Below are 25,417 nucleotides of genomic sequence, written 5' to 3'. Positions count from 1 at the left end.
ACACTTTTTGACCTGTGTTTAAGCTTTTTTTATTACTTAAATTTTACACAGTTTTACAAATGTTAAAAAATTAAACAATTACAATACCCAATTCAATTCTCCCAATTATTACATACTACTCCTCTGGCCAAAGCACATCTCCAGTGGGTTGAAAAATTACACTTTGGGCTTGTGAGATAAAAGATTTTTTGAAAGCATCACTCTTTACAAATTTGCTTAACTCTTCCATGATTTTTTCCTTAATTGCGTCGTATGTAAGGCCTTCAAAATAGTCATTTGGAAGGGTAAAAAATAGTTCAGTGGGTTGAAATTCTATTTTAATTAGTTCTGTATGGCGATCTTGTTGGTATGCGTTAACGCCATGAAATGAAAGTGTATATTCAAATTCTGAATAGATTAAACCGATTCTATATTCTTTGATTGAATGTGCTGGACCACCTTCATCACATATTTGTTGGAGCCAGCTAGTTACCTTGTCAAATCTTGATTCTAAATCATCGAAAGGAAAGTCTAACTCTTCTTCGATCACAGAAAAGTGTCCATATTTAATAACTGAATTCTCTGGTGTAATTTCTTGGTCATCAGACATAATGCTAGGAATTTATAAGGTGAATAAAAACGTTTTTGTGATCTTTGATTTATAACATGGAGTGTTTTTCTCAATAACTTAAAAAATTGTCAACTCCTTATAAATATAGCTAAAAAGGCGTTGTCTGATTTATGATTTTATACGATTATCACTTGAAAAGCTGTTCGATCTATTACACGGAAAGCGATGAATTATTTTGCCACCAGACAAATGAATTTGCTTTGCCTATGAGAGGTATTTGTGAAGAAAGTTTGAATTTCTGGAAATATCGGTGATTTTACCATGCTTTTAAATGAGAAGACATAAAAGTCCACTCAGGAGTGAATAGCTTGTCAGCTATATCGCCTGAGTACCAAGGGCTAATGTTCTTGTCATTAAAGTTTCGTAATATTTGTGTTTCTTGAGCTGGCATATAGCTCTGTGCGAGCAGAAACATTTTTTTCCCTTTATCGTTTTCTGCAACATCCACAACGGTGACTGCATGTCCTGGCGAACCTGCTTGAATAAAAACATCACCAATCTGAAGCTCTCCTAAATTCTTAGATTTGAGAGATTGAGATAAGGATATCGTACTAGCATAGGCAAAAACAACCTCCATGTATCTACGAAAATCTTGATAAGTGTTGGAAGGAGATGATTTCATTCGCCAATACGTGTGATTGCCCTCCACAGCAAGTCTGTTGCCTTTTATCCATTCTGAGTAATCCATCCTGAAGCCATTTGTTAGTCTGAAGGAAATTTCATGGTAAGCTTTTTTGGCGTACAAATATTCTCCCCTCAAACGCATGACAGCATCGGCGCATTGCTGTAAATTCTCATTTGATATTTCCATGTCAACTACAGCTTCATAAACGTTCGCTTTTTTAAAGGAACCATTATAATACATCACTTTTGAACCTATGGGTTTTAAGGGAAGATTTCGTAAAAAATAGCCGAAGGAGGCAGGAGGTAGTTTTCTTCTTTTATATCCCAAAGGTGGATTGAACCTAGTGGCAAGGGTGTTCCCAGTGGCATTAATCAACTTCTGTGGATTGACTGTATTCCTAGGGTTATTGCTTAATGTGGTGCTGGAAGATGTTGTGTCTTTGCAATGATTAGTCAAGAAAATTAGCGCAAGAATAAAATAGATTTTCATAATAGGAAGAAGGTTAAATGAAATTTTAGTAAAATGTAGTGTGCTGTATATGAGAAATTTAGTGTTGGTTATTTGTGCTTGATTGATTCCCCACAATTTATATTATAAGTAATAAAGGTGCACCTTGCTGAGGTTAGTATAACGGAATCAGCAAGCTGATATTTTAAATGTTCGACCTTTAAATAAATGCACCCCATCCAATTCTTTCACTAAATTCAAATGGATTCGCTAAAGTGGGTAAGCAGTTTCACTTTTTGCTTCAGAAAGAACGAAGAAAGTTTGAACTGTTGCAATATCTGCTAGGTTAGCGAGTTTGTTTCTGTAAAAATCGTGATATGCGTCGATATCTGGCGTAACTACTCTTAAGATAAAATCGAAAGTCCCCGTCATCTGATAACACTCCATTACTTCTGGAAACTTAATCACTTCTTTTTCAAAAGAATCTAAGGTTTTTGAAGCATGATTATTTAATAGGACATGACAAAAGGCTATCAAATTACAGTTTACCAGTCGTCTATCTAATATGGCTACGGTTTTTTTGATATAGCCATTTTCCTTAAGTCTTCGAATCCTCTCGTGAACAGAGGCGTTCGATTTGAAGGTCTTATTGGCTATTTCTTTGATGGATAACTCTGCATTCTCTTGAAGCAGTTTCAATATCTCTATGTCGGTCTGGTCTAAGGAGTTCATGTTATTGCTATTTGGACTTTATGAAGGATTTTAATCAATTGTGGATATGGGATTTCTGATTTCGGAATTAGAGAAATATGCTTTTTTGTATGTGAGCAAAATTGGATTTAAAATGCCTGTTACCAATTGCCTAAGCTCATAACTCAAATCTAATTCTGAAAAATATTCAGTAATTGTGTAAATAACCGAATATTTTATGGAAAATTATCGTAGGTATATGATGAAATTTGAAAATCTAGGACATTTGTCAGAGAATTTACAAATAATTAGATAAAGACTATCATGAACTATTCTGTTGAAACAAACGATCGTGTGCAAACTAAATTTAAGAGTTTATGGCAATTGGTGGGAAACACGCCTATGCTTGAGCTCAAGTATTTGTACAAAGGAAAGGAGGGGAGAGTTTTTGTAAAATGTGAGCACTATAATCTGACAGGAAGTATTAAAGACCGTATGGCTTTGTTTATTTTGCAACAGGCCTACCTTCAAAATTTGATTCGTCCAACAGATACCATCATTGAGGCGACAAGTGGCAATACTGGGATAGCATTTTCTGCCATCGGTAAAGCGCTTGGACATCCTGTGACTATTGTGATGCCCAACTGGTTGAGTAAAGAAAGAATTGATATTATCAAGTCACTTGGTGCAGACATTCTGCTGATAAGTAAGGAGGAGGGTGGATTTTTGGGAAGTATTAAGTTGACAGAAGAGATGCGTGCTAATTCTGATACCTACTTTTTGCCACGCCAGTTTGAAAATACTTGGAATGCCATGGCACATGAAAAAACTACTGGACCCGAAATTTGGCATCAACTAGAGAGTATTGGATTAGTTCCTGATGCATTTGTTGCTGGTGTTGGAACAGGTGGTACCATAATGGGAACTGGAGCTTTTCTGAAGTCTATGAATCCAAGCATCAAGCTTCATCCATTAGAACCTGCTGAAAGTCCAACTTTGACGACTGGTTATAAGGTTGGTTCTCACCGAATTCAGGGGATTTCAGATGAATTCATTCCTGATTTGGTAAAATTAAAAGAATTGGATGAGGTGATTCAGGCAAATGATGGGGATGCCATTATTATGGCACAAAAACTTTCGACGCAGTTAGGTTTAGCGGTTGGGATTTCTGCTGGTGCCAATGTGATAGGTGCGATAAAACTCCATGAACAGCTAGGTCAAGATTCTGTGGTCGTAACCTTGTTGTGCGATAGTAATAAAAAATATTTAAGTACAGATTTGGTAAAAGAGGAGCCATCTCAGCCTCAGTATATTTCATCGGAAACAGAGTTTGTGGATTTTAGAGCTATAAGTCGACTACCACAACCTGTTATGACGAGTTGTTAGTCAGGAGTTTACGTAGGATGATGGAAACTGTTTATTTCAGATGTCAAGTATTTCTGCTGAATTATGAGTTGTGAATTGTGAATGTAAAATTTTAATTATCAATTATATAACATTGATAAGCCTGTTTATTAGGATTTTCTACAGAACTCAGTCTTTTTATCAGCTCCTACGGAGCTTGTACAAAGGAAGACAAGATAATTTTCGTTTATTAAAGCTTATTTTGCTCGCTAACTTAGATATTGGATACCTAATTTATTTTTGTAAAAACTCGCGTTATTCTACTTCATCCTTGAAATCAGAAATTCCAAATCTGAAATAGTCGAAAATCTTTTGTATGGGACTCTTGTTGAGTAATGAGTGTATATGATTTTCAAAAAAGATTTATTCCATTTGCGCCGTAGGAGCGATAGAAAGCCAACCATGTTGAAGTCTGTCGTACCTATGGTGCTTTTGGCTTTTATAAAATTGAATCTAGTAAATTGAGGTGGCAATATATTAGTAATCAAATATTTAATTCGGCGATTGGGGATTCATAACTAAGTTCAAGACTAAGTTTTTTGTTAGGATTTTTAATACGATTGTATCATCAAAAAAATTAACCAAAATCTTTTCTTTTACGGAATTGATAGTAACTTAGATGCAGAAATGTACACATAAAAACACCTGAATTATGGCTACCATCAATTTCCATTCGCAATTCAATAAGACTATTGCTCCCTTTACTATTTCTTTCGTTTTTGTTTTGCTTTGTACTTGGGGACTCACCCATAAGCAGCTTGATATCACAGAGTTTTGTATTTTTTTTGTCGGAATTCTTTTTTTCGGAGCTGGCGTGTTACAGGGTGTGGTCAAACTATTTTCGGATAAAACCCAAGTATCTATTTCTGAGGAAGGAATATGTGATTACCGTTGGTCAAGAAATTCGCTAATCAGATGGGACGATATTAGGTTATCGGAGAATATTTCGATTTTTAAACAGCAATTTATTCGTATTAAACTCCGTGAGCCATTAACAGTCAAAAAGCATTCTTTTTTGAGTTATTTCGGTAAAAATGAAATTTCGGAAATGTATATTTTTACGTCTGATTTGTCAATCGATGGAACTCAACTCAACCACTTTATCAATAATATGGTGTGTGGTGATACACCTGAAAAGATAGCATTGATAAAAAAGTTGAGAATTATCGAATAATTAAATCCATGAAGTACCCTGATTATTTCGAAGGATTTATACTTTTGATTTTTGAAATCTTTGTCTCTAAAACCAAATGCATAAATTACTTTGTTGGGTGCTTCTGAGTCTTATCTCAATTCCTCTTTTTTCGCAGTCAAAAACTGTTTCATGTGATACGCTAACGTGGTTTGATGTTTCGAGAAATCGTAAAGTACCTGTTGCCATTTTTAAGCCCAAGACTTTTTCCAAAACAAAAAAGTATCCAGTTGTTATTTTCAATCACGGATATGGTCAAAATGATGGAACAGCTTATCTTCATTACACCTATTTGACGAATTTTTTAGCGGAAAACGGATTTTTTGTACTTAGTATTCAGCATGAACTTACGACAGACAGTCTTATTCCTACCTCGGGAATTCCTCAAATTGTGCGCCGACCTTTCTGGGAAAGAGGGGTTGTTAATATCCATTTTGCAATAGACCAATTAAAACTCCAATATCCGAAATTAGATTTCAAAAATTTGTCGTTGATTGGGCATTCTAATGGAGGAGATATAACCGCACTGTTTGGTCAAAAATATCCCAATCTTGTCCATAAATTAATTACCCTCGATAATCGACGGATGTCTCTTCCTAGGACAAAATTACCCAAAATTTATACGCTGAGATCCAGCGATCAACCAGCAGATGAGGGCGTTTTGCCAAATGAGTTCGAGCAAAAAAAATGGTCAATTCAGATAATTATGCTTCCTAATACTCCCCATAACGACATGGACAACCACGCTGACGAACGCCAAAGAAAAGAGATTCAAACTTACGTTTTACATTTTTTACAATCTAATGATTGAGTTTTGTAAATCGTGACCTTGAAAGAGGTCATTTCAGAAAGATTCTATCATCAAAGCTTACTATGTAAATTTGAATGTAGGTGGTTGTGGTTGGAAATTATTTGTTTATACTTAATAAGTAGAAGGGAGTTATTAGTTAACAGTATATCATCTATCAGAATAAACTCATAATCAGAAGGATACTGTCACTATATACCGCAGATATATTATCAATTTAATCTTTCCTATTACTTAAAATAAACAAGATGATAAAAAATAAGAAAGTTGTCCTGTGTTTGAGTATGTATATTGGTCTACTCGTATTCGCTGTTCTAGCTCACAATAGTAAGAGTTTTAAATCTGGAGTCTGTACGCCAAGTTTTGATATGTTATTCTTTTTCTTGATTGGACTTATCAGTTTAGGTGCGATTTTAGTTTCGATTATCAATTTGATGACTTATCCCAGCAGCGACAAATCTATCTTAATAATTCACATATTAGTTTTCTTTGCATGGCTTTCATTTTTGTTTTTAAATGATTAAAACAAAGACCTCTCAGAGTAAGAATTTAAAGCCCAGCATTCTTTCCCTGTTTTTTCCAGAAAAAATTATACATTGGAGGATATACCAAACGCTTTTGTGGAGACTCAATCGCCCATTTTAACCAGTCTTTTAAGTGATTTTGATACGATTGAAAGGCAAATCGGGTGGCCGAAACAGACGACATTAGCCCTTGTTTTACCAACACATCATGCCCAATCTCTTGATGATGAATCGTATCTCTGGTTTTGGCAATGTCTTGGAGGATATATTGGAGGTGAGGTTCTTCTATTTTTCCTGATAGGAGCAATCTATGCAGTTTTTCGGCTTGCCACCATATCGAATGATCAGCCGATTGTGTTGGTTGAAGCGGTAGTTCTGATTTATCGTAAAAATATAATGGTTTAAAAACCGATAAACAGGGATTTGAGGTATTCGTCACCCAAACCGAACTATGAGTACGAGGTTTGAGGAAAGCTAACATGGAGCCAACCGTTTGATTAGGACAAAGCACACCTGTGGCATGCATACAAATATCTTTGGTCGTGGCCTTATGCGCCTGAAAATCTTCTCCGTCATGGTGCGAACTCAAAAGATCGATACCACGATGTAAGTCAAAATAAGGTTGTTGTACCTGTGTATTACTTTGTATTTGTCGGACTTTACAGCCGCTAGCCCAACTCATAAAGGACGATGAAAAGGCTTTTGCCCAGTTAAAATCTTCATGCGGTTTAATCCACTTTTTCTTTTTGGCAAAATCTATCGCATCTGGAGCCAATTCGTTGTAGCTGTTTCCGATAGAAAGTCCATTCGAAATACTTCTGGCACCTTTTACGTACTCGATAGCCCATAATTTACCTGCTGTTTCGAGGACAAAAGCTTTTTCTGCATCGGCGATTAAGAAGGAATTATGATAGAAGAAATTGCGATTTTGATAGCCTCCGCAAGCATCTTGCCCAAAATTGTGAAGGTGTTCCAATATACAATCCAAGGCGTTTTCGGCCGAATTACTTCTCTCCAAGGCAATTCTAAGCATATCCATGCCTGTAAGTCCTGTGTTTTCTTTGTTGAGCGGTATTTTGGTAAAAACTGCTTCATTCCCTATTGCGACTCCCTGTTCGTTAACTCCCATTTCGGCACCCCACATCCAGAAAGGTTTTGAAAGAATCACTCGATTGGTAAATCGGGCTTGCGGAACACTTCGATAGGTGCAATTCAGGAGGCTACCAGCAGCGTGTTCTTGAGCGGGTATATCCACAACCGACTGAGCCTCATTGGGTTCTCGGTCGGAATTTTTTCCAAAAATCCAACATTGCTCTTTACTCGATTTAGGAGGCACTACGAAAGTATCACACATGACTTTTTAAAAATTTGCCAATTCGGAAATATGATTCTGATATTTTGTGAAATCCTAGTATTTTTTGCTGTATTTTTACCCTCTTAATCTGGTATATCTTAGGGAAATGTTCTTTTTGAAGCTTAATTCCCATCGAAACATAGTGGAGATATATCCTTGTACAAAATTACTTAATCACTTGGTTAACAAACTACTATAATGAGTACCATTACAGATGTGGCACACCAACAAGTCTTGAATTTATATGCTCAAAAGTTACGATTGAGAGTATGTGGAATTTGTGTCCAAGACCAAAAAATATTAATGATTAATCACGCTGGTGTAGTGCAAGGGGCAGACTTCTGGTGTCCGCCAGGTGGGGGGCTTCAATACGGCGAAGCAGTGAATGAAGCACTCAAAAGAGAATTTTTAGAGGAAACTCAAACCGACATTACCATAGGAGAGATGCTTTTTGTAAATGAATTCCTAGAACCTCCTCTTCATGCTATCGAATTATTTTTTAAGGTTGAAATCACACACGGAAAAGCCCAAAAAGGATATGATCCAGAGATGAAAGACCAAATAATTCAGGAAATTAAATGGATGAGTTTTGAAGAAATCAAACAACTGCCAACAGCTCAAGCACATAGAGTTTTCTCGCTCTGTAACTCTCTAGAGGAGTTATTCTCCATAAAAGGATTTTGCGCTAAAATGCCTTAAGCTTGACAATCACAAAAGTAAAAAGTCTAATTCTGTTTGATGAAAAGGCTAATTGCTTGATTGTCAGCAAAAATTACGAATAATCGTTTGCAATTCATAGAATTCTTCACATATTTTGAAGCAGAATTGTATTTTTGCATCCCTGTTAATGTAGATTTAATGTTTTCATAACAGGAAATAATGATAGTGGTTCTGGTAGTGAAAATACAATGTAGTACTTTATGATGGATTTTACCCTCTTCAACCCCATACGACAATTGGAGGCGATTATTTCAAATATTCAACCTAAAGGAAAATTTTTTCTCCCAAATTTTGATGTTGAGAAAATTCCAACTTATCAGTTATTCTTCGAAATTTCATCGAAGAGTTTCTGTTTTTGGGTAAAAGATTCTGTCACAGCACAAATTATTTGGGTCGAAGAATATTCTCTTTCTTGGTTAGATGCCGATTCGAGTGTGGTTGATAATATTAGTTTTGTTTATTCTTCGCATGAATTTTTGAAGTCTATCAAATGGCATTCAATTCATATACAATGCGATTCTCAGTCTTTTGTGCAAGTACCTTTGCCATATTTTAGAAAAGAATTTATGCAGAAATATCTTCAATTGGCAAAAGGTCAATTGATTAGCAATTCAGAGCAAATTCTTTCTCAGGCAGATGAGTCATTCGGATTAGTGCATGTTTTTAGTATTGAAACTGCTTTATTAAATTGGTTTTCTCAAACGTATCCGCTTGTTGAGATTCAATACACTCCTATTTGTCAGATAGTTTTAGAAGTGGCAAAAGCAGAGGCACGCAACGAGCCTGTGATGTACGTTTATGTCAAAGAAGACGCCATAAATGTGGTTGTGATCAAACAAGGAAAATTGCAGTTGTGCAATAGGTTTCCAATAAGATCCACCAACGATGCATTATTTTATATCTTAGCAACGTTAAGTGAATTGTCAATCAGTCCTGAAAAATCCTTTGTGAAGCTGTTTGGTGAGTTAGGTGCTGACGGACAGTTATTGGCCATTCTTTCTGAATATGTTACCAATGTAGAATTAGGGGATTTTCAGACAGTGAGAGCCTGGGAGGAGGGACAAATTCCGAAAAATTATATCGGAATGAAAGATGGAATGTAAAAATTAACTTTCTGGTTCGATACTAAATCTCGGACTTGCTTTTGCTTCAGTTTACAAACTGTCTAAAAAATAAGTCCAAGATAAAGTCTTGAAATAGTAATATAATTTTATACTTTTAGCCAAGAGTCCATTGCTAATAGCCGAAAGCCAAATAATGCAATTTAGTTTTGCATGAAAACTTATTTCATTTAACTGTGATTAAAACTTGAGAAAAAGTGAATAAAAAAATTGCGTTCTTCCCTGGGTCATTTGATCCATTCACCAAAGGGCATGAAGATATCGTGCTACGAGCTTTGGAGATTTTTGATGAGGTAATTATTGGTATTGGTCATAACACAAACAAAAGTCGCTATTTCTCTATCGAAAAAATGACCGAGTGGATTGAGCAAACTTTTGTAGGAAAACCAGTGAGGGTAGTGGCTTATAACAATTTAACTGCTACTGTAGCACAAGAGATGAATGCAAATTTTCTTCTTCGAGGTCTACGAAATACGACTGATTTCGAATATGAAAACTCTATTTCTCAGGTAAATCGTTATTTGGTAAAAGGACTGGAAACGGTATTTCTGATAACATCGCCACACTTGGCACCCATCAGTTCTACGATAATTCGTGACTTACACCGTTATGGTACCAATGTTGATGAATTTTTGCCCTACAAATTGGAGGAATAATTTGATAAAACGATCAGTATTAGGTATTTCAATACGAATTTTGTTTAGAGCCGTTGCATGCAACGGCTCTACGTGTTTTTGAGGATTCGTGTTTATATTTTCATCATAAATTCACCAAGGTTTACTTCGGTATCCAATTCCATTTTTTTACGCAAACGGTAACGCTTTAGTTCGACACTTCGGTGCGTAATGTTAAAGAGCTGTGCAATTTCCTTACTTGATAGATTCATGCGTAGATAGGCCGCCAATTTCAAATCGCTTGGTGTGAGATTGGGATAAAGCTCAATCAGTTTTTTCAAAAACTCTTCGTGTACTTTATTGAAATTTGATTCAAAAACCTGCCAATCTTGTTCTGATGAGATATTACTATCAATCAAATTCATAATCTGGCGATAGGCTTGATTGCCAACATTTCGACCAGATTCTTTTTTGAGATTGTCTACCTCTTGCTTAATATCCAAAAGCAGTTCATTTTTCTTAATCAACGTCATCGTAGAGTTGGCAAGCTCCTCCGATTTTCTGATTACATCTTGCTCTAATTGTTCATTTCGTAAACGAATAATTTCCTGTTCGTTCAACTCAGCCTGTCTTCTGATTCTGCGTTCGAGTTTTCTACGTTCTTTTAACTGTTTTAGTCGGAATTTTCGATCTTGGTATCTATAAAAAAGTAAATTAATGACGATAAAAATGGTCAGATATAGTCCCTTACTCCATGCATTCCAGTACCAAGGTGGTAAAATCGTGATGGTGATAGTATTTTCAGAATTATCTTGATTAGATTTCAAATGAAAAATATAAGTTCCAGATTGAAGATTACTGAATTCTTTCATGGAAATAAACTGATATGGAGACCATGATTTCATTCCATTTTCTAACCAGTAGCTATATTTTATCTTGGGGTTTATACTAGTGGTACTGAAAATAATGTTCAAACTGTTCTCATCGTAATTAAGGGTGATTTCTTGATTTTGAGGAGGAAATCGATAAATGTAGGCTGTGCTATCTTCAAGTACTGATACACTTCGAATAAATGGCTTTGCACTCTCAGTGCTGACATTCGAAAGGGTATGTGGGTCTGGTAAGGTGACAAAGCCATCTTCGGTACAAACCAGTACCTCTCCATTGTTCATTTTTACCACATTTTCATAAAGGTCTACCCAGCGATTATTAGGAACAGGGATATCTATGGGGGTATGACCTACTTTGGCATAGCTAAGAGAGCCATCCTTTCGCAATACATAGAGCTCATCGTTGGAGATTGGGAAAATCTTTTGAATGACAGCGCCAAATAGCCACTTCTGAAGTTGCTCATCAACCTTAAATTGTTTGTATTGTGAATTGTAAGATTTTAAACCTTCGGAGGTGGTAATGAGGATTTTATTTTGGAAAAATCGAAGGTTTAAAGTGTTGTTTTGAAACTCAGCACCATCAAATTTTTGATTGGAAAGAATAGTTTTAAAATTCTTATCAAGATGAAGGTGGTGGATGCCAGTAGACGGACCATGTATCCATAAATCACCCATATTGTCTTCTTCGACCTGAGTAAATGAGCCGGGAAACTTTTCTAAAACATGGTCAAATTTCCATGAGCCATTCTCTTGTTTTTTGTAAAAACAGAGTCTTGTGTAAGTTCCTTGAACTAGCCAATTAGGATTACTTCGAAGTCTTTTGATAGTCCATCCTCCTGTGATTTCTGAGACTTGAGTTGCTTGGTTTTGGTCAACAATGAAGGTTCCATTGTTATGTCCACAAAATAATTGATTGTCGATAACACTCAAGTCCCATACTTGCCCTTGGGTACGAGGAACAATTTTAAATGACTCAGCAGAGTTGATCGGTTTACAATACAATCCTTGATTGGTTCCGACATATAGCCAACCATTGAGAGATTCAATATCATACACCGTTCCCAGATAGCCTTCTAAGTCTCGATAAAATCTCAATGGCGAACTCAATATCAACAAATCGATTCCTTTGTCTAGTCCGACCCATACATTATGTGTTTTGTCTTCGAAGAGCGTCAGCACGGTATTGTTTTGTAAACCTTGACGCTGATTAATATGACGAAGGATATTGCCTTGCTGGTCGGTCAAGACAATACCATTTAATAAGGTACCAAAAAGATATTGTCCATTATGAAGTTGGATGGCACGATTGAGTCGAAATTGTTGGAAAAACTCATTGGTTTTGGCATTGAGTGGTTTTACGGATTTACCATCATGTACAAAAAGACCATTGTTGGTACAAATTAATAATTGGTTCTTTCCATAAGGTAAAATCACATCAATAGCTTCTTTGCTCAACTTTTCGCCTTGAGGTAATAATTGAAAGGTAGAATTGACGATTTCATAAAGTCCTTTATTAATAATTTCTACAAAAAGCCTCCCATGTACCTCATGGGTAAAAAGAATTGTACCGGGGTTTTTAAGCTTAGTAACTTTACCATTTTGGTAAAAGTACATGAAAGCAAAAGATTGAAATAAAATGCCGTCTTTGTAGGGTAGTATATGCCATACTTCCTCACGAGGAAATTCCTGATCTTTGATTAGGTGGGTCAAAGAGTGAAAAGTTAGGGTTCCTTTATCATTCGCTTCCCAGTATCCAAAACACCCCATACCTCCCGCATAAATTCTGCCTGTACCATCTGCAGCCACCGATCGAACGATTTGCTTACGGGGCAACTCAAAGGTTTTCCAGTTGCTACCATCATATTCTAGCATTCCTTTCGAATTCGCAAAATACATAAAACCAGTCAGTGGATCTTGCGTTGCATCCCAGTTTTGATAATGGGCGCCGTATTGCTGTTTGTTAAAATTTATTACCTCAGGACTGCCAATCGAATTGATTGTTCCTGTACCCTGACCAAACAGGGGAGAGGTGCTCAAAAATAAGAAGATGAAAAATACACGAATATTTTTCTGGTAAAATAATTCTGTCAATCCCAAAGTCGCTTCAATCATCCTAAAATTGTGTATGACGTAGTTAAAATATGCCTAAACAGTGAAAAAAAAGGGTTTTGATGTAGTAATGATGTACCCCAAAATTAGGAATGAGGTTGTTTTTAAATCTACATTTGCCATGTCAAATTTAAAGTTTTTATAAAAAAAATAACAATTCTTTAGAGAAGTATTATTTCTAAAACCATAAAACAACCGTTTTTGATTTTAGAAAAATCTATCCCAAATCGACTGAAATAATGAAAAAAGCAACATTAGCTTTGGGACTTGCACTGGGAATGATGCAGTCTGGATGGGCACAACATAAGATAGAAACACCTGCAAAACTGGTAAAGCTCAATGAAAAATATGAGTATATAGAGACGGTACAAAAAGCCACATTTCAATATTTCTGGGATTTTGCACATCCGATTTCTGGCATGGCTCCCGAGCGGACTGCCACACCTAATATAGTTACCTCGGGAGGTACTGGTTTTGGAATACAAAGTATTGTAGCTGCAGTTCACAGAGGTTGGATTTCGAGAGCAGAGGCTGTCAAGCATTTACAAAAGATGGCAAACTTCTTAGGGAAAGCAGAGCGATTTCATGGTGCATGGTCACACTGGTTGGATGGAAGAACGGGAAAAATGGTGCCTTTTGGAGAAAAAGACAACGGAGGAGATTTGGTAGAAACCGCTTATTTGGTCAATGGTTTGTTGGTAGCACGTGAATACTTTGACGCCAATAACCCTGCTGAGAAGAATTTAAGAGATACCATTACAAAACTATGGGAAAGTGTAGAATGGGATTGGTATGCTTCAAGAGGCGATGGGCATTTGTACTGGCACTGGTCACCGCAATACAATTGGGATATGAATATGCCTATTAGAGGCTATAATGAGTGTTTGATTACTTATGTGTTAGCATTGGGTTCGCCAACACATGCCATCAAGCCAGAGGTATATCAAAACACATGGAAGAAAAGTGATTTTTACGAAAACGGTAAAGACTATTTAGGATATAAACTAAAAGTAGGATTTCCGTATGGAGGCTCCTTGTTTTTTGCTCATTATTCATACTTAAGTCTTGACCCACGTTTGATGCAAGATGAAAAGACTAACTACTGGCAACATAATCAAGCTCAAACACTCATCAATTATAAACATTGTGTGAAAGAAGCACCGAAGGAGTTTGGCTATTCGACCGAAAACTGGGGTTTGACCGCAAGTGATGATTATAATTTTTATGATGCTCACTCACCAACCAACGACAACGGGACAATTAGCCCAACGGCAGCGGTGTCATCTTTCCCGTACACACCTTTCGAGTCCTATCAGGCGATGCGTTTTATGTATTTGAAAAAAGGAGCTACTCTTTTCGGAAAGTACGGATTTTATGATGCCTTCAATGCTACCAAAAACTGGTATTCAAATCAGTATTTGGCCATAGACCAAGGACCAATGGTGGTGATGATTGAAAACTATCGTTCAGGTTTGCTTTGGAAGCTTGGCGAGAACATTAAAGAACTACAAATAGGTTTGAAGAAAATGGGCATCAATAAACCTGAATATCCAACTGGGTTCTATATGTATCAGCCCGACCCTGAAACCAAGGATGTGAACCTAACCAAACACCCAGATTCGGATGACTTTATCCTAGACTTTGCAGTAAAAGGTTCAGAACCCGTTGAGGTATTTATTACTGACAAAAATGGTAATAAACAAGTTTTAGTAGCTTCCACATCGAACCTAAAAGGGATGCAAAAGGTACATTTCAAAGCGAAATATGGAACGTACAAGGCCACAATTTTGCAAAATAACACTGAGATTTCTTTAACAATCCACTTAAAATAAAACATCTATGGAAGGGAAGAATTGTTTCTGACTCTCCATCATATTTTAAATAAACGAGTGTAGGGTAAGTGTTGATAAAACCCCAAACCATTACTTAATCACCTTTTTCCTTACCTCAATGCTTAGTGCTTACATTTCTAATTAGCAAAACGTATGAAACAAAAACCATTTACTTTTTTATCTAGAAAAGGGTACGTACAACCAATAACCCAATTTTTTAGATATGCTTGCTTGGCGACGATGGTCGCAGGGCCAGTATTTTCGGAAGCGAAAGTATTGCCAAGATATGTGCAGTCAGTGGCAGATACCAAAGTGACTGGTAAAGTAACCGACGCTAAAGGTGAGCCTATTCCTGGCGTGGCGGTTCGTGTTAAAGGAACCAACAAGGGCGCTAATACCGATGTAAACGGTAATTTCTCTCTCTCTACGACCGACAATGCTGTATTAGTGATTTCGTCGGTGGGATATGAAACGCAGGAAGTGTCGGTAAACGGCAGAAGTAGTATCAATATTACCCTTCAAAATTCTTCAAAAGAATTGGCTGAGGTAGTATTTGTAGGGTATGGTACTCAGCGAAAAATGGATGTGACAGGAGCTGTTGTATCGGTAAAAGGCGAAGAAATTTCAAAACAAGCTTCTGTAAACGCCGTGAGCTCATTACAAGGTAAAGTAGCTGGGGTACAGATTAATAACTCTGGTGCGCCTGGTGCTTCACCACAAATTCGTATTCGTGGTTTGGGTACGGTGTATGGTAATCCTAACCCCTTATACGTGGTAGATGGTGTTTGGTTTGATGATATTTCTTTCTTGAACCCAGCTGATATCGAGTCAATGAACGTATTGAAAGATGCCTCTGCGCAATCTATTTACGGTATTCGTGCGGCGAATGGTGTAATTTTGATTACTACTAAAAAAGGAAAAGCTGAGCAAACAACTATTACTTATAATGCTTCTTATGGTGTTCAACGTGTGAGCAACCAATTAGAAATGGCTAATGCTAACGAGTTTGCGACAATGGTAAACGAATTGTCGATTATCAACGGTGGTAGCCAAGTGCTTGATCCTTCTAAATTTAGCAAAGGTACTGACTGGTATCGTGTTGGGTTGCGAAGTGCACCAGTAACCAATCACCAAATTTCATTAGCTGGTGGTTCTGAGAAGTCAACTTATAATTTCTCATTAGGCTATTTGAACCAAGCAGGTTTGGTAGAAGGTAATAACTTTGACCGTTACACTGCTCGCTTACAAAATGATTACCAATTATTCAAAAACTTGAAAGTTGGTTATTCGGTAACAGGTGCGGCAAGTACTTCAAAAGATGCTCCTCCAGCAATATTTAGACAATTATATTCAGCAGCTCCTGTAGTACCAGTGTATTATGCGGACGGAACATATGGCGATCCAAGTGATTACAATTTAGGGGATGGTGCTAACTATAACCCTCAAGCTACGTTGGATTTTTACAACCAAAAAACAACCAACTATCGCCTGACAGGTAATGTATTTGCTGATTTGAATTTTGCCAAACATTTCACTTTTCATACAAGTATTGGTGGCGAATTCAGACAAACAGAAGTGCGTAACTACACGCCAGTTTTTGCTGCTACTTTAAGACAACGTACTACCGTAAGTACGCTAAATGTAAGTAGAGCGGAAAACCGTAATTGGATTTTGGAAAATACTTTGAGCTATGACAATACCTTCAACAAAGATCACAATGTGAGAATTTTGGTAGGTCAGTCGGCACAGAGCTATCGTGCCTATGGCATCAATGCTTCTGCGCAAAATGTTCCTAACAAATCTGAAGGGGATTTGTATTTAACCTTAGGAAATGTTGACGGTCGTCAGATTAGTGATTACGGCGATTTGAGTACAATTGCTTCTTATTTCGGCCGTGTGAACTATGCTTTTAAAAACCGTTATATGGTAAATGCTTCATTGCGTGCGGATGGTTCTTCAAAGTTTGCTGGTAATAACCGTTGGGGCTATTTCCCATCTGTTGGTTTGGGTTGGGTAGTTTCTGAAGAAGATTTCATGAAAGACCAAAAAATCTTTGACAACTTGAAATTTAGAGCGAGCTGGGGTAAAGTAGGAAACGCTTCTGTTCCTGCCAACGTATCAGTATTGCGTGTAAATCAAGCGGCTAATTTAACGGCAATTTTCGGAGATCAAATCTATACAGGTGCGAGTATTAACTCAGTCGTTCCTCCGACTACTTTCTGGGAAAGAAGTGTGGGTACAGATGTAGGTATAGAAATGGCTTTCTTGAAAAACAAATTGACATTCGAAGCTGATTATTACAATAGAAAAACTGAAATGGCGATTTTTGATATTCCCATTCCTTCTTCTATTGGTACTGGCTCTAGCACAATCACAGGTAACCAAGCTGATATTCAAAACAGAGGATATGAGTTTGTGTTGAACTACAAAAATACGATTTCAAATGACCTTTCTTTCTCAATCGGTGGTAACATTGGTATCAACGATAACAAGGTTTTGCGTGTAGTAACAGGTGCTAACCCTATCTATTCAGGTGGTGCAGCTTCAACGGGTGGTGCTTTATCAACTCGTACCATCGAAGGTCAGCCTATTGGTCAGTTCTTTGGTTACATCGTAGATGGGATTTTCCAAAATACAGCTGAGGTAGCTGCTTCTGCTCAGAAAAATGCTAAACCAGGCGATTTCAAATATCGTGATATTAGCGGTCCAGATGGCAAGCCAGACGGCGTTATTTCAGACCTTGACCGTGCTCCACTAGGTAATCCAAACCCTAAATTTAGCTATGGTATCAATACCAACTGGAACTACAAACAATTTGATTTAATGTTAGATTTCCAAGGCGTAGCGGGAGTAGATATTTATAATGCCAACCTAGGCTTGCGTTACGGTAACGAAAACTTTACTAAAGATTTCTACAACAACCGTTGGCATGGTGAAGGTACTTCAAATACCTATCCTTCAGTAAATATCGGTGGTGGTGATAACTATCGTCCAAACTCTTTCTTCGTAGAGAGCGGTGCTTACTTCCGTGTACGTAATATCCAGTTGGGCTACTCGCTTCCTAGCAATATCACCGACAAATTACATATCAAAAAATTGCGTGTATTTGCTAACGCACAAAATGCTCTGAATTTCTTCAAATATAGAGGTTTTACGCCTGAAGTTACAGGTGCTTACAACAGCAGTGGCGCGGCTACAAGCGGTACAAGCGCAACAATCAATGCGGGTATTGATACCAACGTGTATCCGATGTATGCTACCTACAACTTTGGTCTAAATGTTACTTTCTAATCATTCCAATTAAGCGAAAAGAATTTTTAGAAACTGAAAAGAGAAAGAATTATGAAAAAATATAGCATTATTTCAACAGCCCTCAAAGCGGGGAAATATTTACCAGTTGCCTTAGTGTTGACTTTATCAAGCTGTAGTGATAGCTTTTTGGAAGTTCCACCACAAGGACAACAACCATCTGAACAATTCTGGAAAAATGAAGCAGACGCAACAAAGGCAGTAAATGCCATGTACGCAAACCTTCGCTCATGGAATAACACGGCTTTTGCTCCAATTGCGGTCGAAAGTGTACCTTCAGATGATGCTGAAAAAGGAAGTAGCCCAAGTGATGCAACCTTCTTCAACAAGTTTGATACATTTACTCATACCTCTACCGAAGGTCAAATTGCTGATTTTTGGACAGGTCAATATCAGTCTATTAACTATGCTAATCAGGTATTAACAAACATCCCTGCTATCAGCATGGACGAAGGTTTGAAGGCTCGTTATATCGCTGAAGCAAAATTTGTACGTGCTTATTGCTACTTTAGATTAGTGCGTGCTTTTGGTGATGTGCCTTTGCGTTTGTCTTTGGCTAGTGATGCCTCTCAATACAATTTGGCTCGTACGCCAAAAGCGCAGGTATGGGCTGCTATTGAGAAAGATTTACAAGATGCTGCAACGGTCTTACCTCAAACTTATGGCGCCGCTGATATAGGTCGTGTGACAAAAGGAGCAGCATTGGGACTGAATGCCAAAGTGGCTTTGTATCAGAAAAAATGGAGTGATGTAGTTAGTCTTACCAAGCAAGTAATGGGAATGGGGTATGGCTTACTCCCTAATTATGATTCAGTTTTCCGTATTCCAAACGAAAACTCTAAAGAATCTATCTTCGAAATTCAATGTAAATTGATTCTAGGAAATGCGGCTGCTTCTAGTTCTCAATACTCTCAAGTGCAAGGGGTTCGTGGTGTGCAAGGAGGTGGCTGGGGCTTCAATGTGCCAACACAGGATCTAGTGGCTGAATTTGAAGCTGGTGACCCAAGATTGGATGCAACAATTATTTTCCGTGGAGAAACGACTCCACAAGGTGATGCGATTCCTGCTACTGGAGATAACCCTATGTACAATCAAAAATCGTATGTGCCATTCTCGTTGTTTGTGTCAGGTTATAGTGAAGGTGCGGAGCAAAATATTAGAGTGATGCGCTATGCTGAAATTTTGTTGATGAATGCCGAGGCAAATATGGAGCTAGGAAATACTGCAGATGCTTTGGCATCTTTGGAAATGGTTCGCGCTCGTGCTCGTCAAGGTAATTCGGCGATTTTGCCAAAGGTAACTACAACCGATCAAGCACAACTTCGTAAGGCAATTTATCATGAAAGACGTGTAGAAATGGCGATGGAGTTTGATCGTTTCTTTGATGTGGTTCGTCAGGGGAGAGGTGCAGAAGTTTTAGGTAAAAAAGGGTTTAAAGCGGGTGTTCATGAGGTTTTCCCAATTCCTCAAAATGAAATTGACCTAAGTGCTGGAGTACTTAAGCAAAACCCTGGATACTAGTTTTTGCCAATATCTAACATTTTAATCTGAGTTCGTAACTATGAATATTTTTAAAAATAAATCATTATTAGCTGGCTTACTTGGCTCATCTATGTTGTTGAGTTCTTGCTACGAGAAGTTTGATGCTTCTACCTATGCGCCAGCTGTTTCTATCGGAGGATATACAAGCACGACAGAAATTGCACCAAGTAATTTGGTTGGTTATTGGTCGTTCGATAACAACTATATTGATGCTGTATCCAAAACTGCGGGCGATGCCACAGGCACTAGCTTTGCAGGTGGTATAAAAGGTCAAGCTATGGTGGGTGGTGTCGATAAATATGTAGTGAGCAATGTACCTTCGGCTATCCAAAACCTTTCTAGCTTCACCGTTACTACGTGGGTGAACATGAAGAAAAACGACGCAGGAATTGTGGGCTTGGTTGACATTGCCAATTCTGGATCTTTCTGGGGAAATCTTACTATTTTCTTGGAAAATGGTGCCACTGACTCAAAAGGTTTGTTAAAAGTACACGTCAACAACGCTGGAAAAGATGCTTGGTTGGGCAACTATGACTTAAATAACCTTTGGAATACTTGGGCAAATATTGCGGTTACATATGATGCTACCACTTCAACGTTCAAGGTGTATTATAACGGTAATAAAATCGCTACGCAAGTAGTTGCAGGCTACGGAGGAATAAAGTTTCAAAATGCTGCTAAAATGGTGTTTGGAACAGTTCAATTCCAAACAAGTCCTAGCTTAAATGGTGGTGACAAACAGTCATGGGCTAGTTTCTTGAATGGTCAACTCGACGAAGTACGCATCTATAACAAAGCCCTAGCCGAAAACGAGGTAAATGCCTTGGTGAAGCTAGAAGGTAGAGGAAAATAATTTTTTAAGTGCTGGGTTGGGAGTGCAAGTGAAGAGTTTTTTGAAAAGATAAATCTTCATTCTCAGCTTATCACTTAAATCTATCTATCCCGAATTGATTTAATTATTATGAAGCTTCAAATTGTATAAGCCGTAAGTAATAGGCGAGAAAGGAGAATTTTTTCTGAAATTTTAGCCTACTGCATAAAGCTTAATGCTTAGAGCCTTATGTTTCAAACGACCTATCTTCGGGTAGGTCGTTGATTTTATTTTTGAGGAAAAAAGATGCTTGGGTTGAAGTTTTACAATATGAATAGTTTCGACCAAAGATTCCATTTAGCGGGTGAATTTATTCACCTATGCAAAACATCCCAATTTTATGAAAGTCTTACCTTATCAAATATTTTGTGTGTTGCTTTCTCTTCTTTGCGCTTGTTCCAAAAAAGCAACAGAGGAGGTAAAGCCAACGCCCATACCTAGCTCGTTTAGTCTCAATACTTTAAGAGTGAACGGAGACTTCAATGGCTTTGATTATAAAGATGTTACGACAAAACCTGAAATAATCCTTACTTTCAATACAGCGCTAGATGCTAGTTCGCTAGCATCAGCGATTTTGTTAAAAAATACTGCTGGCAATTCCTTTGCTGTACAAACTTCTTTAATTCAAAATGACAGTGCGATTGTAATCAAACCCGCACTTGATTTGGATTACCTTAACAAATACACTTTATCAATCAATAATCTCCTGAAATCAAAAGCAGGAGGCAATTTGCGTACAGAATTCACCGTAAATCTAACTACTCAATTAGACACAAAAGACAAATTTCCAAGAATTAGCGATGAGGAATTGCTGACCAAGGTTCAACAACAAACCTTTCGCTATTTCTGGGATTTTGGACATCCTGTTTCGGGGCTGGCTCGTGAACGTAATACCTCTGGAGATATAGTCACCTCTGGTGGCTCGGGCTTTGGCATTATGGCGATGGTGGTTGGAATCGAGCGTAGGTTTATTACACGTGAACAAGGGCTACAACGCCTCACCACTATAGTCGATTTTTTGACGAATCAAGCTGAGAAGTTTCATGGAGCATTTCCACATTGGCTCAATGGCGCTACGGGTAAAACGGTGCCATTTAGTGCTAAAGATAATGGGGCAGATCTGGTCGAAACCTCATTTTTGATGCAAGGCTTATTGACAGCTCGACAATATTTTGATGGCAATACTCAGGAAGAAATTACACTTCGTCAAAAAATCAATACCCTTTGGAATGGGGTCGAATGGAATTGGTTTACTCAAAATACTTCCAATGGGCTTTATTGGCACTGGTCGCCAACCGATGCTTGGGCGATGAATATGAAAATATCAGGTTGGAATGAGGCTTTGATTACTTATGTTTTAGCGGCTTCCTCTGAAAAATATGCGATATCCAAAGACGTATATCAAAATGGCTGGACTCGTAATGGCGCTTTCAAAAATGGGAATAGCTTTTTCGGTGTAAAGCTTCCGCTGGGAATTAATATGGGTGGCCCCTTATTTTTCACCCACTATTCATTTTTAGGACTTAATCCCAAATTATTGACGGACCAATACACCAATTATTTTGACCAAAATAAAGCACATGCGCAAATCAATTATCTCTATTGCAAAGCCAATCCTAAACAATATGCTTTTTATGGAGAAAATTGTTGGGGACTCACTGCCAGCGACAATGAAAATGGGTATTCTGCGCATGCGCCTGATAATGATTTAGGCGTGATTTCGCCTACGGCAGCGCTATCTTCGTTTCCTTATACACCAACAGAATCTATGCAGGCTTTACAGTTTTTCTATTACAAATTGGGTGATAAAATCTGGAAAGAATATGGCTTCGTAGATGCTTTCAATCTAAATAAGTTTTGGTACGCCGATAGCTTTTTAGCCATCGACCAAGGACCCATTATTGTAATGATAGAAAACCATCGTTCTGGACTCTTATGGAATTTGTTGATGTCTTGTCCTGAAGTGAAAAATGGCCTAAAGAAGCTTGAGTTGTCAAACTGAGTTTTTCAAACTGAGTTTTTCAAACTGAGTTTTTCAACCCGAGCTTTTCAACCCGAGCTTTTCAAAAAATATTTTAAACCGCGTAGTTCTGCATCCGTGGCATTCTATGAGTGTCACGGATTTTTGTTAAAAAATAAACCCTGATAAGAAAGTATCCATAAATCATTAAATTTGATGTAGAATAAATCCATTTTTATAAATAAATATGAAATCAATCCTCAAAACCCTTTTGCTGGGAAGCATGGCTGTGGCCTCTATCCAAGCAAAGGCTCAAAAAGCCTCTTTACTTGATTTAACCAAAAATAGTGAGAGTATTTCAGGGAAAAAATCGTATCTGAATACACCTTATGTAACTGCTGGCGACCGACTTTATATGGTCGGGCATCAAAATGGGCAATTTCCCGATTTGGGATGGCACGTCACTGGCGAAATGGGAGGAATTTGGAATCATCCTATCAAATTGATGGATGGCTTTTCGGCTAAAATACAGGCCAACGGTACTTCTCACTGTCTCGACCAAGCTACTTCTTTCGTAAATTTCCCTTATGGAAATAAGCATATTTATCAGGATATATTGCCAAACCTTTCTATTCAAAGATTTCAGTTTGTTCCAGATAAAACAGAAGCAGTTGTAGTAGAATACACTTTTGAAAATCATGGCTTAAGTCCTCAAACCATAGAGTTTGAATTTACTGGACATAGCGATTTACGTCCTGTGTGGTTAGGTGAAAGAACTAATATGATTGATGCCGAGGATAAAGCTACTTGGCAAAATAAAACTCAATCTTGGGTGATTAAAGACCAAAACAATCCTTGGTATGTGCAGTTTGGTGCTAATATTTCTCCTACATCACATCATCAAAATACATCAGAATGCCAGTTTAAATCTCAAGGTTTAGGAACAAAGGCAAGCTTGGTATATAGCATAGTAATAGCGCCAAAATCAACCTTTATTTTGCCTATTGTTATTGCAGGTTCTTATCAATCGGAAACTGTGGCGAATAGTACTTTTACAAAAACGCAGAAAAGTGCTTCTGTTTTATTGCAACAAAAAATCAAAAGATATGAGGCTATCGCTAAGCAATCTGCGTTGACTGTTCCTGATAAAAAATTAGAGCAAGCCTTTCGTTGGGTAAAATACAATACCGATTGGCTGGTGCGCGATGTCCCAGCTGTGGGACGAGGTATGTCGGCAGGTATGCCCGATTATCCTTGGTGGTTTGGAACAGATGCTGAATATACTTTAAAGGGATTGGTAGCAACAGGAAAAAAGGATTTAGTTTACGATGCTGTAGAGGTTTTGAATAAACTTTCAGAAAAAGAAAATGGAAATGGGCGTATCGTACATGAGGTATCTTCAAATGGAGTAGTTTTTAATCCTGGCAATGTCAATGAAACCCCACAATTTGCCAGTATGATTTGGGAGATTTATCAGTGGACAGGCGACAAATCGTTTTTACAAAAGTATTATCCTGTTATCAAAAAAGGATTAGACTGGCTTTTAAAAGAAAATGATAAAGATAAAAACTTGCTTCCTGATGGCTTCGGTATGATGGAAATTCACGGACTCAATAGCGAGATGATTGATGTGGCAGTTTATACCCAAAAAGCCTTTGCAGATGCTGCTCAGATCGCAAAAATCGTTGGAGATACCGAACAGGGTTTGCAATACGAACGCAATGCTACACAAATCAAGCATCAAATTAATACTGATTTTTGGGTGCCAGAAAGTCAATCTTTTGCCGACTTTATAGGAACGAGAGAACAAACGTTACACTTGATAGACGACGCAATTGTAAGAGCAGATACCCTACAAAAACCTTGGGCAGTTGCAGAGTTAAAACAATTAAAGTCTAGCGTGGAGGCTTTGCCACAAGGAACAAAAAAGGGATTTGCCTTACACCATAACTGGGTCATCAATACGCCTATGGAAATGGGGATAGCCGACCCTGAAAAAGCTAAATTGGCGTTGACTAATGCCAGAAAATATACTAATCCATTTGGTGCATTTGTCACAGGTATTGACCGAGACGAAAGCTCTAATGCTGAGGAGGCTCCTTCAACTTTTGTAAGAAAATCTTTTACTTATACAGGTGCGGTGATGACTTTGCCAACGGGTGTGGCGGCTATTGGAGAAAACAATTATGGTAATCCTGATGGGGCTTTGTGGTATTTGAATAAAATGACTAAAACATTTAGTTATGTGCTTCCCGGGGCAATTTATGAAGTTTCGCCAGACTATGGTATGATGTGTCAAGCTTGGAATTTGTACAGTTATGCTACTCCGATTATCAAACAGTTTTTTGGTGTTCGTCCTCAAGCGGGAGAGAAGATGATTGTTGTGCAACCTCAAATGCCATCTTCATGGAACGATGCTAAAATTGAACAAGTACATATTGGGGATAATACTCTAACTATGGCTTATCACAAAACAACATCTTCTATAAAAGTCGATTTACAACAAACACAAGCTGCTTGGAAAATAAAAGTACAATATCCTAAAGGGAAATACACCAGTTGGAAAGTTAATGGGAAATCAGCAAAGCCAACGACCCAAGAGGGATTTGAGTATATATGGGTGAGTGGATTGAAGAATGTAGTGGAGGTGATGAAAATATAATATTTGAGAGATCTAAATGACAGTCTTAACATAGGATTTCTGTCAAAATTTTGATGAACCGTTTTGTTTATTCAAATCATATGAATGGTTAACATTTGCGGATGAATTTATAGATGGTTAGTTAGTTTTGATA

The 25,417-nt window shown here is 37.6% G+C and carries 17 protein-coding genes; 12 read left to right on the top strand and 5 right to left on the bottom strand.

Annotation, left to right across the window (positions count from 1 at the left end; translation table 11 throughout):
• Positions 1-115 precede the first annotated feature (115 nt).
• The 3 genes from BWI92_RS16445 to BWI92_RS16435 form a co-directional block, all read right to left on the bottom strand.
• Entirely contained in the window at positions 116-589 is a 474-nt protein-coding gene (locus BWI92_RS16445; protein WP_095164437.1) for a hypothetical protein, read from the bottom strand.
• Between the two features lie 277 nt (positions 590-866).
• Positions 867-1,724 carry a DUF4846 domain-containing protein gene (locus BWI92_RS16440; protein WP_095164436.1) on the bottom strand — a complete coding sequence of 286 codons (858 nt, stop codon included), beginning with the start codon at positions 1,722-1,724 and terminating at the stop codon, positions 867-869.
• Positions 1,725-1,952: 228 nt separating this feature from the next.
• A complete protein-coding gene (locus BWI92_RS16435) occupies positions 1,953-2,414 on the bottom strand; it encodes an Lrp/AsnC family transcriptional regulator (protein ID WP_095164435.1) in 462 nt (153 codons plus the stop codon).
• A 282-nt stretch (positions 2,415-2,696) separates the two neighbouring features.
• Between BWI92_RS16435 and BWI92_RS16430 the strand changes: the two genes are divergently transcribed.
• The 3 genes from BWI92_RS16430 (at position 2,697) to BWI92_RS16420 (ending at position 5,779) form a co-directional block, all read left to right on the top strand.
• The gene (locus BWI92_RS16430; protein ID WP_095164434.1) at positions 2,697-3,758 is read left to right on the top strand and encodes a PLP-dependent cysteine synthase family protein; all 1,062 of its coding nucleotides are present in this window, start codon (positions 2,697-2,699) and stop codon (positions 3,756-3,758) included.
• Positions 3,759-4,428: 670 nt separating this feature from the next.
• Entirely contained in the window at positions 4,429-4,950 is a 522-nt protein-coding gene (locus BWI92_RS16425) for an STM3941 family protein (RefSeq protein WP_095164433.1), read from the top strand.
• Between the two features lie 76 nt (positions 4,951-5,026).
• A complete protein-coding gene (locus tag BWI92_RS16420) occupies positions 5,027-5,779 on the top strand; it encodes an alpha/beta hydrolase (RefSeq protein ID WP_095164431.1) in 753 nt (250 codons plus the stop codon).
• A gap of 546 nt (positions 5,780-6,325) precedes the next feature.
• On the opposite strand, the gene BWI92_RS16410 is transcribed toward BWI92_RS16420, so the two are convergent.
• On the bottom strand, positions 6,326-7,654 hold the full coding sequence (locus tag BWI92_RS16410) for a hypothetical protein (RefSeq protein ID WP_095164427.1): 1,329 nt from the start codon (positions 7,652-7,654) through the stop codon (positions 6,326-6,328).
• A gap of 198 nt (positions 7,655-7,852) precedes the next feature.
• Between BWI92_RS16410 and BWI92_RS16405 the strand changes: the two genes are divergently transcribed.
• From BWI92_RS16405 to coaD, 3 genes are all read left to right on the top strand, one after another.
• The gene (locus tag BWI92_RS16405) at positions 7,853-8,353 is read left to right on the top strand and encodes an NUDIX hydrolase (protein ID WP_095164425.1); all 501 of its coding nucleotides are present in this window, start codon (positions 7,853-7,855) and stop codon (positions 8,351-8,353) included.
• Between the two features lie 221 nt (positions 8,354-8,574).
• Positions 8,575-9,477 carry a DUF3822 family protein gene (locus BWI92_RS16400; protein ID WP_095164423.1) on the top strand — a complete coding sequence of 301 codons (903 nt, stop codon included), beginning with the start codon at positions 8,575-8,577 and terminating at the stop codon, positions 9,475-9,477.
• A 215-nt stretch (positions 9,478-9,692) separates the two neighbouring features.
• A complete protein-coding gene (gene coaD, locus BWI92_RS16395) occupies positions 9,693-10,151 on the top strand; it encodes a pantetheine-phosphate adenylyltransferase (RefSeq protein ID WP_095164421.1) in 459 nt (152 codons plus the stop codon).
• 92 nt (positions 10,152-10,243) lie between these two features.
• Here coaD and BWI92_RS16390 read toward each other — a convergent pair whose 3' ends face one another.
• On the bottom strand, positions 10,244-13,111 hold the full coding sequence (locus BWI92_RS16390) for a hypothetical protein (protein WP_095164419.1): 2,868 nt from the start codon (positions 13,109-13,111) through the stop codon (positions 10,244-10,246).
• A 236-nt stretch (positions 13,112-13,347) separates the two neighbouring features.
• Between BWI92_RS16390 and BWI92_RS16385 the strand changes: the two genes are divergently transcribed.
• From BWI92_RS16385 to BWI92_RS16360, 6 genes are all read left to right on the top strand, one after another.
• A complete protein-coding gene (locus BWI92_RS16385) occupies positions 13,348-14,940 on the top strand; it encodes a glucoamylase family protein (RefSeq protein WP_217903427.1) in 1,593 nt (530 codons plus the stop codon).
• Between the two features lie 153 nt (positions 14,941-15,093).
• A complete protein-coding gene (locus BWI92_RS16380) occupies positions 15,094-18,231 on the top strand; it encodes a TonB-dependent receptor (RefSeq protein WP_229363218.1) in 3,138 nt (1,045 codons plus the stop codon).
• A 51-nt stretch (positions 18,232-18,282) separates the two neighbouring features.
• Complete coding sequence (locus BWI92_RS16375; RefSeq protein ID WP_095164417.1) at positions 18,283-19,770, top strand: RagB/SusD family nutrient uptake outer membrane protein; 1,488 nt, start codon at positions 18,283-18,285, stop codon at positions 19,768-19,770.
• A gap of 40 nt (positions 19,771-19,810) precedes the next feature.
• A complete protein-coding gene (locus tag BWI92_RS16370; protein ID WP_095164415.1) occupies positions 19,811-20,644 on the top strand; it encodes a LamG domain-containing protein in 834 nt (277 codons plus the stop codon).
• A gap of 358 nt (positions 20,645-21,002) precedes the next feature.
• Positions 21,003-22,664 (top strand): glucoamylase family protein, encoded by a 1,662-nt coding sequence (locus BWI92_RS16365; protein WP_095164413.1) that lies wholly within the window; start codon positions 21,003-21,005, stop codon positions 22,662-22,664.
• A 205-nt stretch (positions 22,665-22,869) separates the two neighbouring features.
• Positions 22,870-25,284 (top strand): family 78 glycoside hydrolase catalytic domain, encoded by a 2,415-nt coding sequence (locus BWI92_RS16360; protein ID WP_141234811.1) that lies wholly within the window; start codon positions 22,870-22,872, stop codon positions 25,282-25,284.
• Positions 25,285-25,417: the final 133 nt, after the last annotated feature.

Source organism: Flectobacillus sp. BAB-3569 (assembly GCF_002270355.1).
Lineage (GTDB): Bacteria > Bacteroidota > Bacteroidia > Cytophagales > Spirosomataceae > Flectobacillus > Flectobacillus roseus.
Note: the sequence above shows the minus strand (reverse complement) of the source record. Positions and strands in the feature narration are given on the sequence as shown.

Bases quoted from the DNA above. Each gene is read 5' to 3' on its own strand.
- BWI92_RS16445 (WP_095164437.1), bottom strand. From the start codon at position 589: ATGTCTGATGACCAAGAAATTACACCAGAGAATTCAGTTATTAAATAT.
- BWI92_RS16440 (WP_095164436.1), bottom strand. From the start codon at position 1,724: ATGAAAATCTATTTTATTCTTGCGCTAATTTTCTTGACTAATCATTGC.
- BWI92_RS16435 (WP_095164435.1), bottom strand. From the start codon at position 2,414: ATGAACTCCTTAGACCAGACCGACATAGAGATATTGAAACTGCTTCAA.
- BWI92_RS16430 (WP_095164434.1), top strand. From the start codon at position 2,697: ATGAACTATTCTGTTGAAACAAACGATCGTGTGCAAACTAAATTTAAG.
- BWI92_RS16425 (WP_095164433.1), top strand. From the start codon at position 4,429: ATGGCTACCATCAATTTCCATTCGCAATTCAATAAGACTATTGCTCCC.
- BWI92_RS16420 (WP_095164431.1), top strand. From the start codon at position 5,027: ATGCATAAATTACTTTGTTGGGTGCTTCTGAGTCTTATCTCAATTCCT.
- BWI92_RS16410 (WP_095164427.1), bottom strand. From the start codon at position 7,654: ATGTGTGATACTTTCGTAGTGCCTCCTAAATCGAGTAAAGAGCAATGT.
- BWI92_RS16405 (WP_095164425.1), top strand. From the start codon at position 7,853: ATGAGTACCATTACAGATGTGGCACACCAACAAGTCTTGAATTTATAT.
- BWI92_RS16400 (WP_095164423.1), top strand. From the start codon at position 8,575: ATGATGGATTTTACCCTCTTCAACCCCATACGACAATTGGAGGCGATT.
- BWI92_RS16390 (WP_095164419.1), bottom strand. From the start codon at position 13,111: ATGATTGAAGCGACTTTGGGATTGACAGAATTATTTTACCAGAAAAAT.
- BWI92_RS16385 (WP_217903427.1), top strand. From the start codon at position 13,348: ATGAAAAAAGCAACATTAGCTTTGGGACTTGCACTGGGAATGATGCAG.
- BWI92_RS16380 (WP_229363218.1), top strand. From the start codon at position 15,094: ATGAAACAAAAACCATTTACTTTTTTATCTAGAAAAGGGTACGTACAA.
- BWI92_RS16375 (WP_095164417.1), top strand. From the start codon at position 18,283: ATGAAAAAATATAGCATTATTTCAACAGCCCTCAAAGCGGGGAAATAT.
- BWI92_RS16370 (WP_095164415.1), top strand. From the start codon at position 19,811: ATGAATATTTTTAAAAATAAATCATTATTAGCTGGCTTACTTGGCTCA.
- BWI92_RS16365 (WP_095164413.1), top strand. From the start codon at position 21,003: ATGAAAGTCTTACCTTATCAAATATTTTGTGTGTTGCTTTCTCTTCTT.
- BWI92_RS16360 (WP_141234811.1), top strand. From the start codon at position 22,870: ATGAAATCAATCCTCAAAACCCTTTTGCTGGGAAGCATGGCTGTGGCC.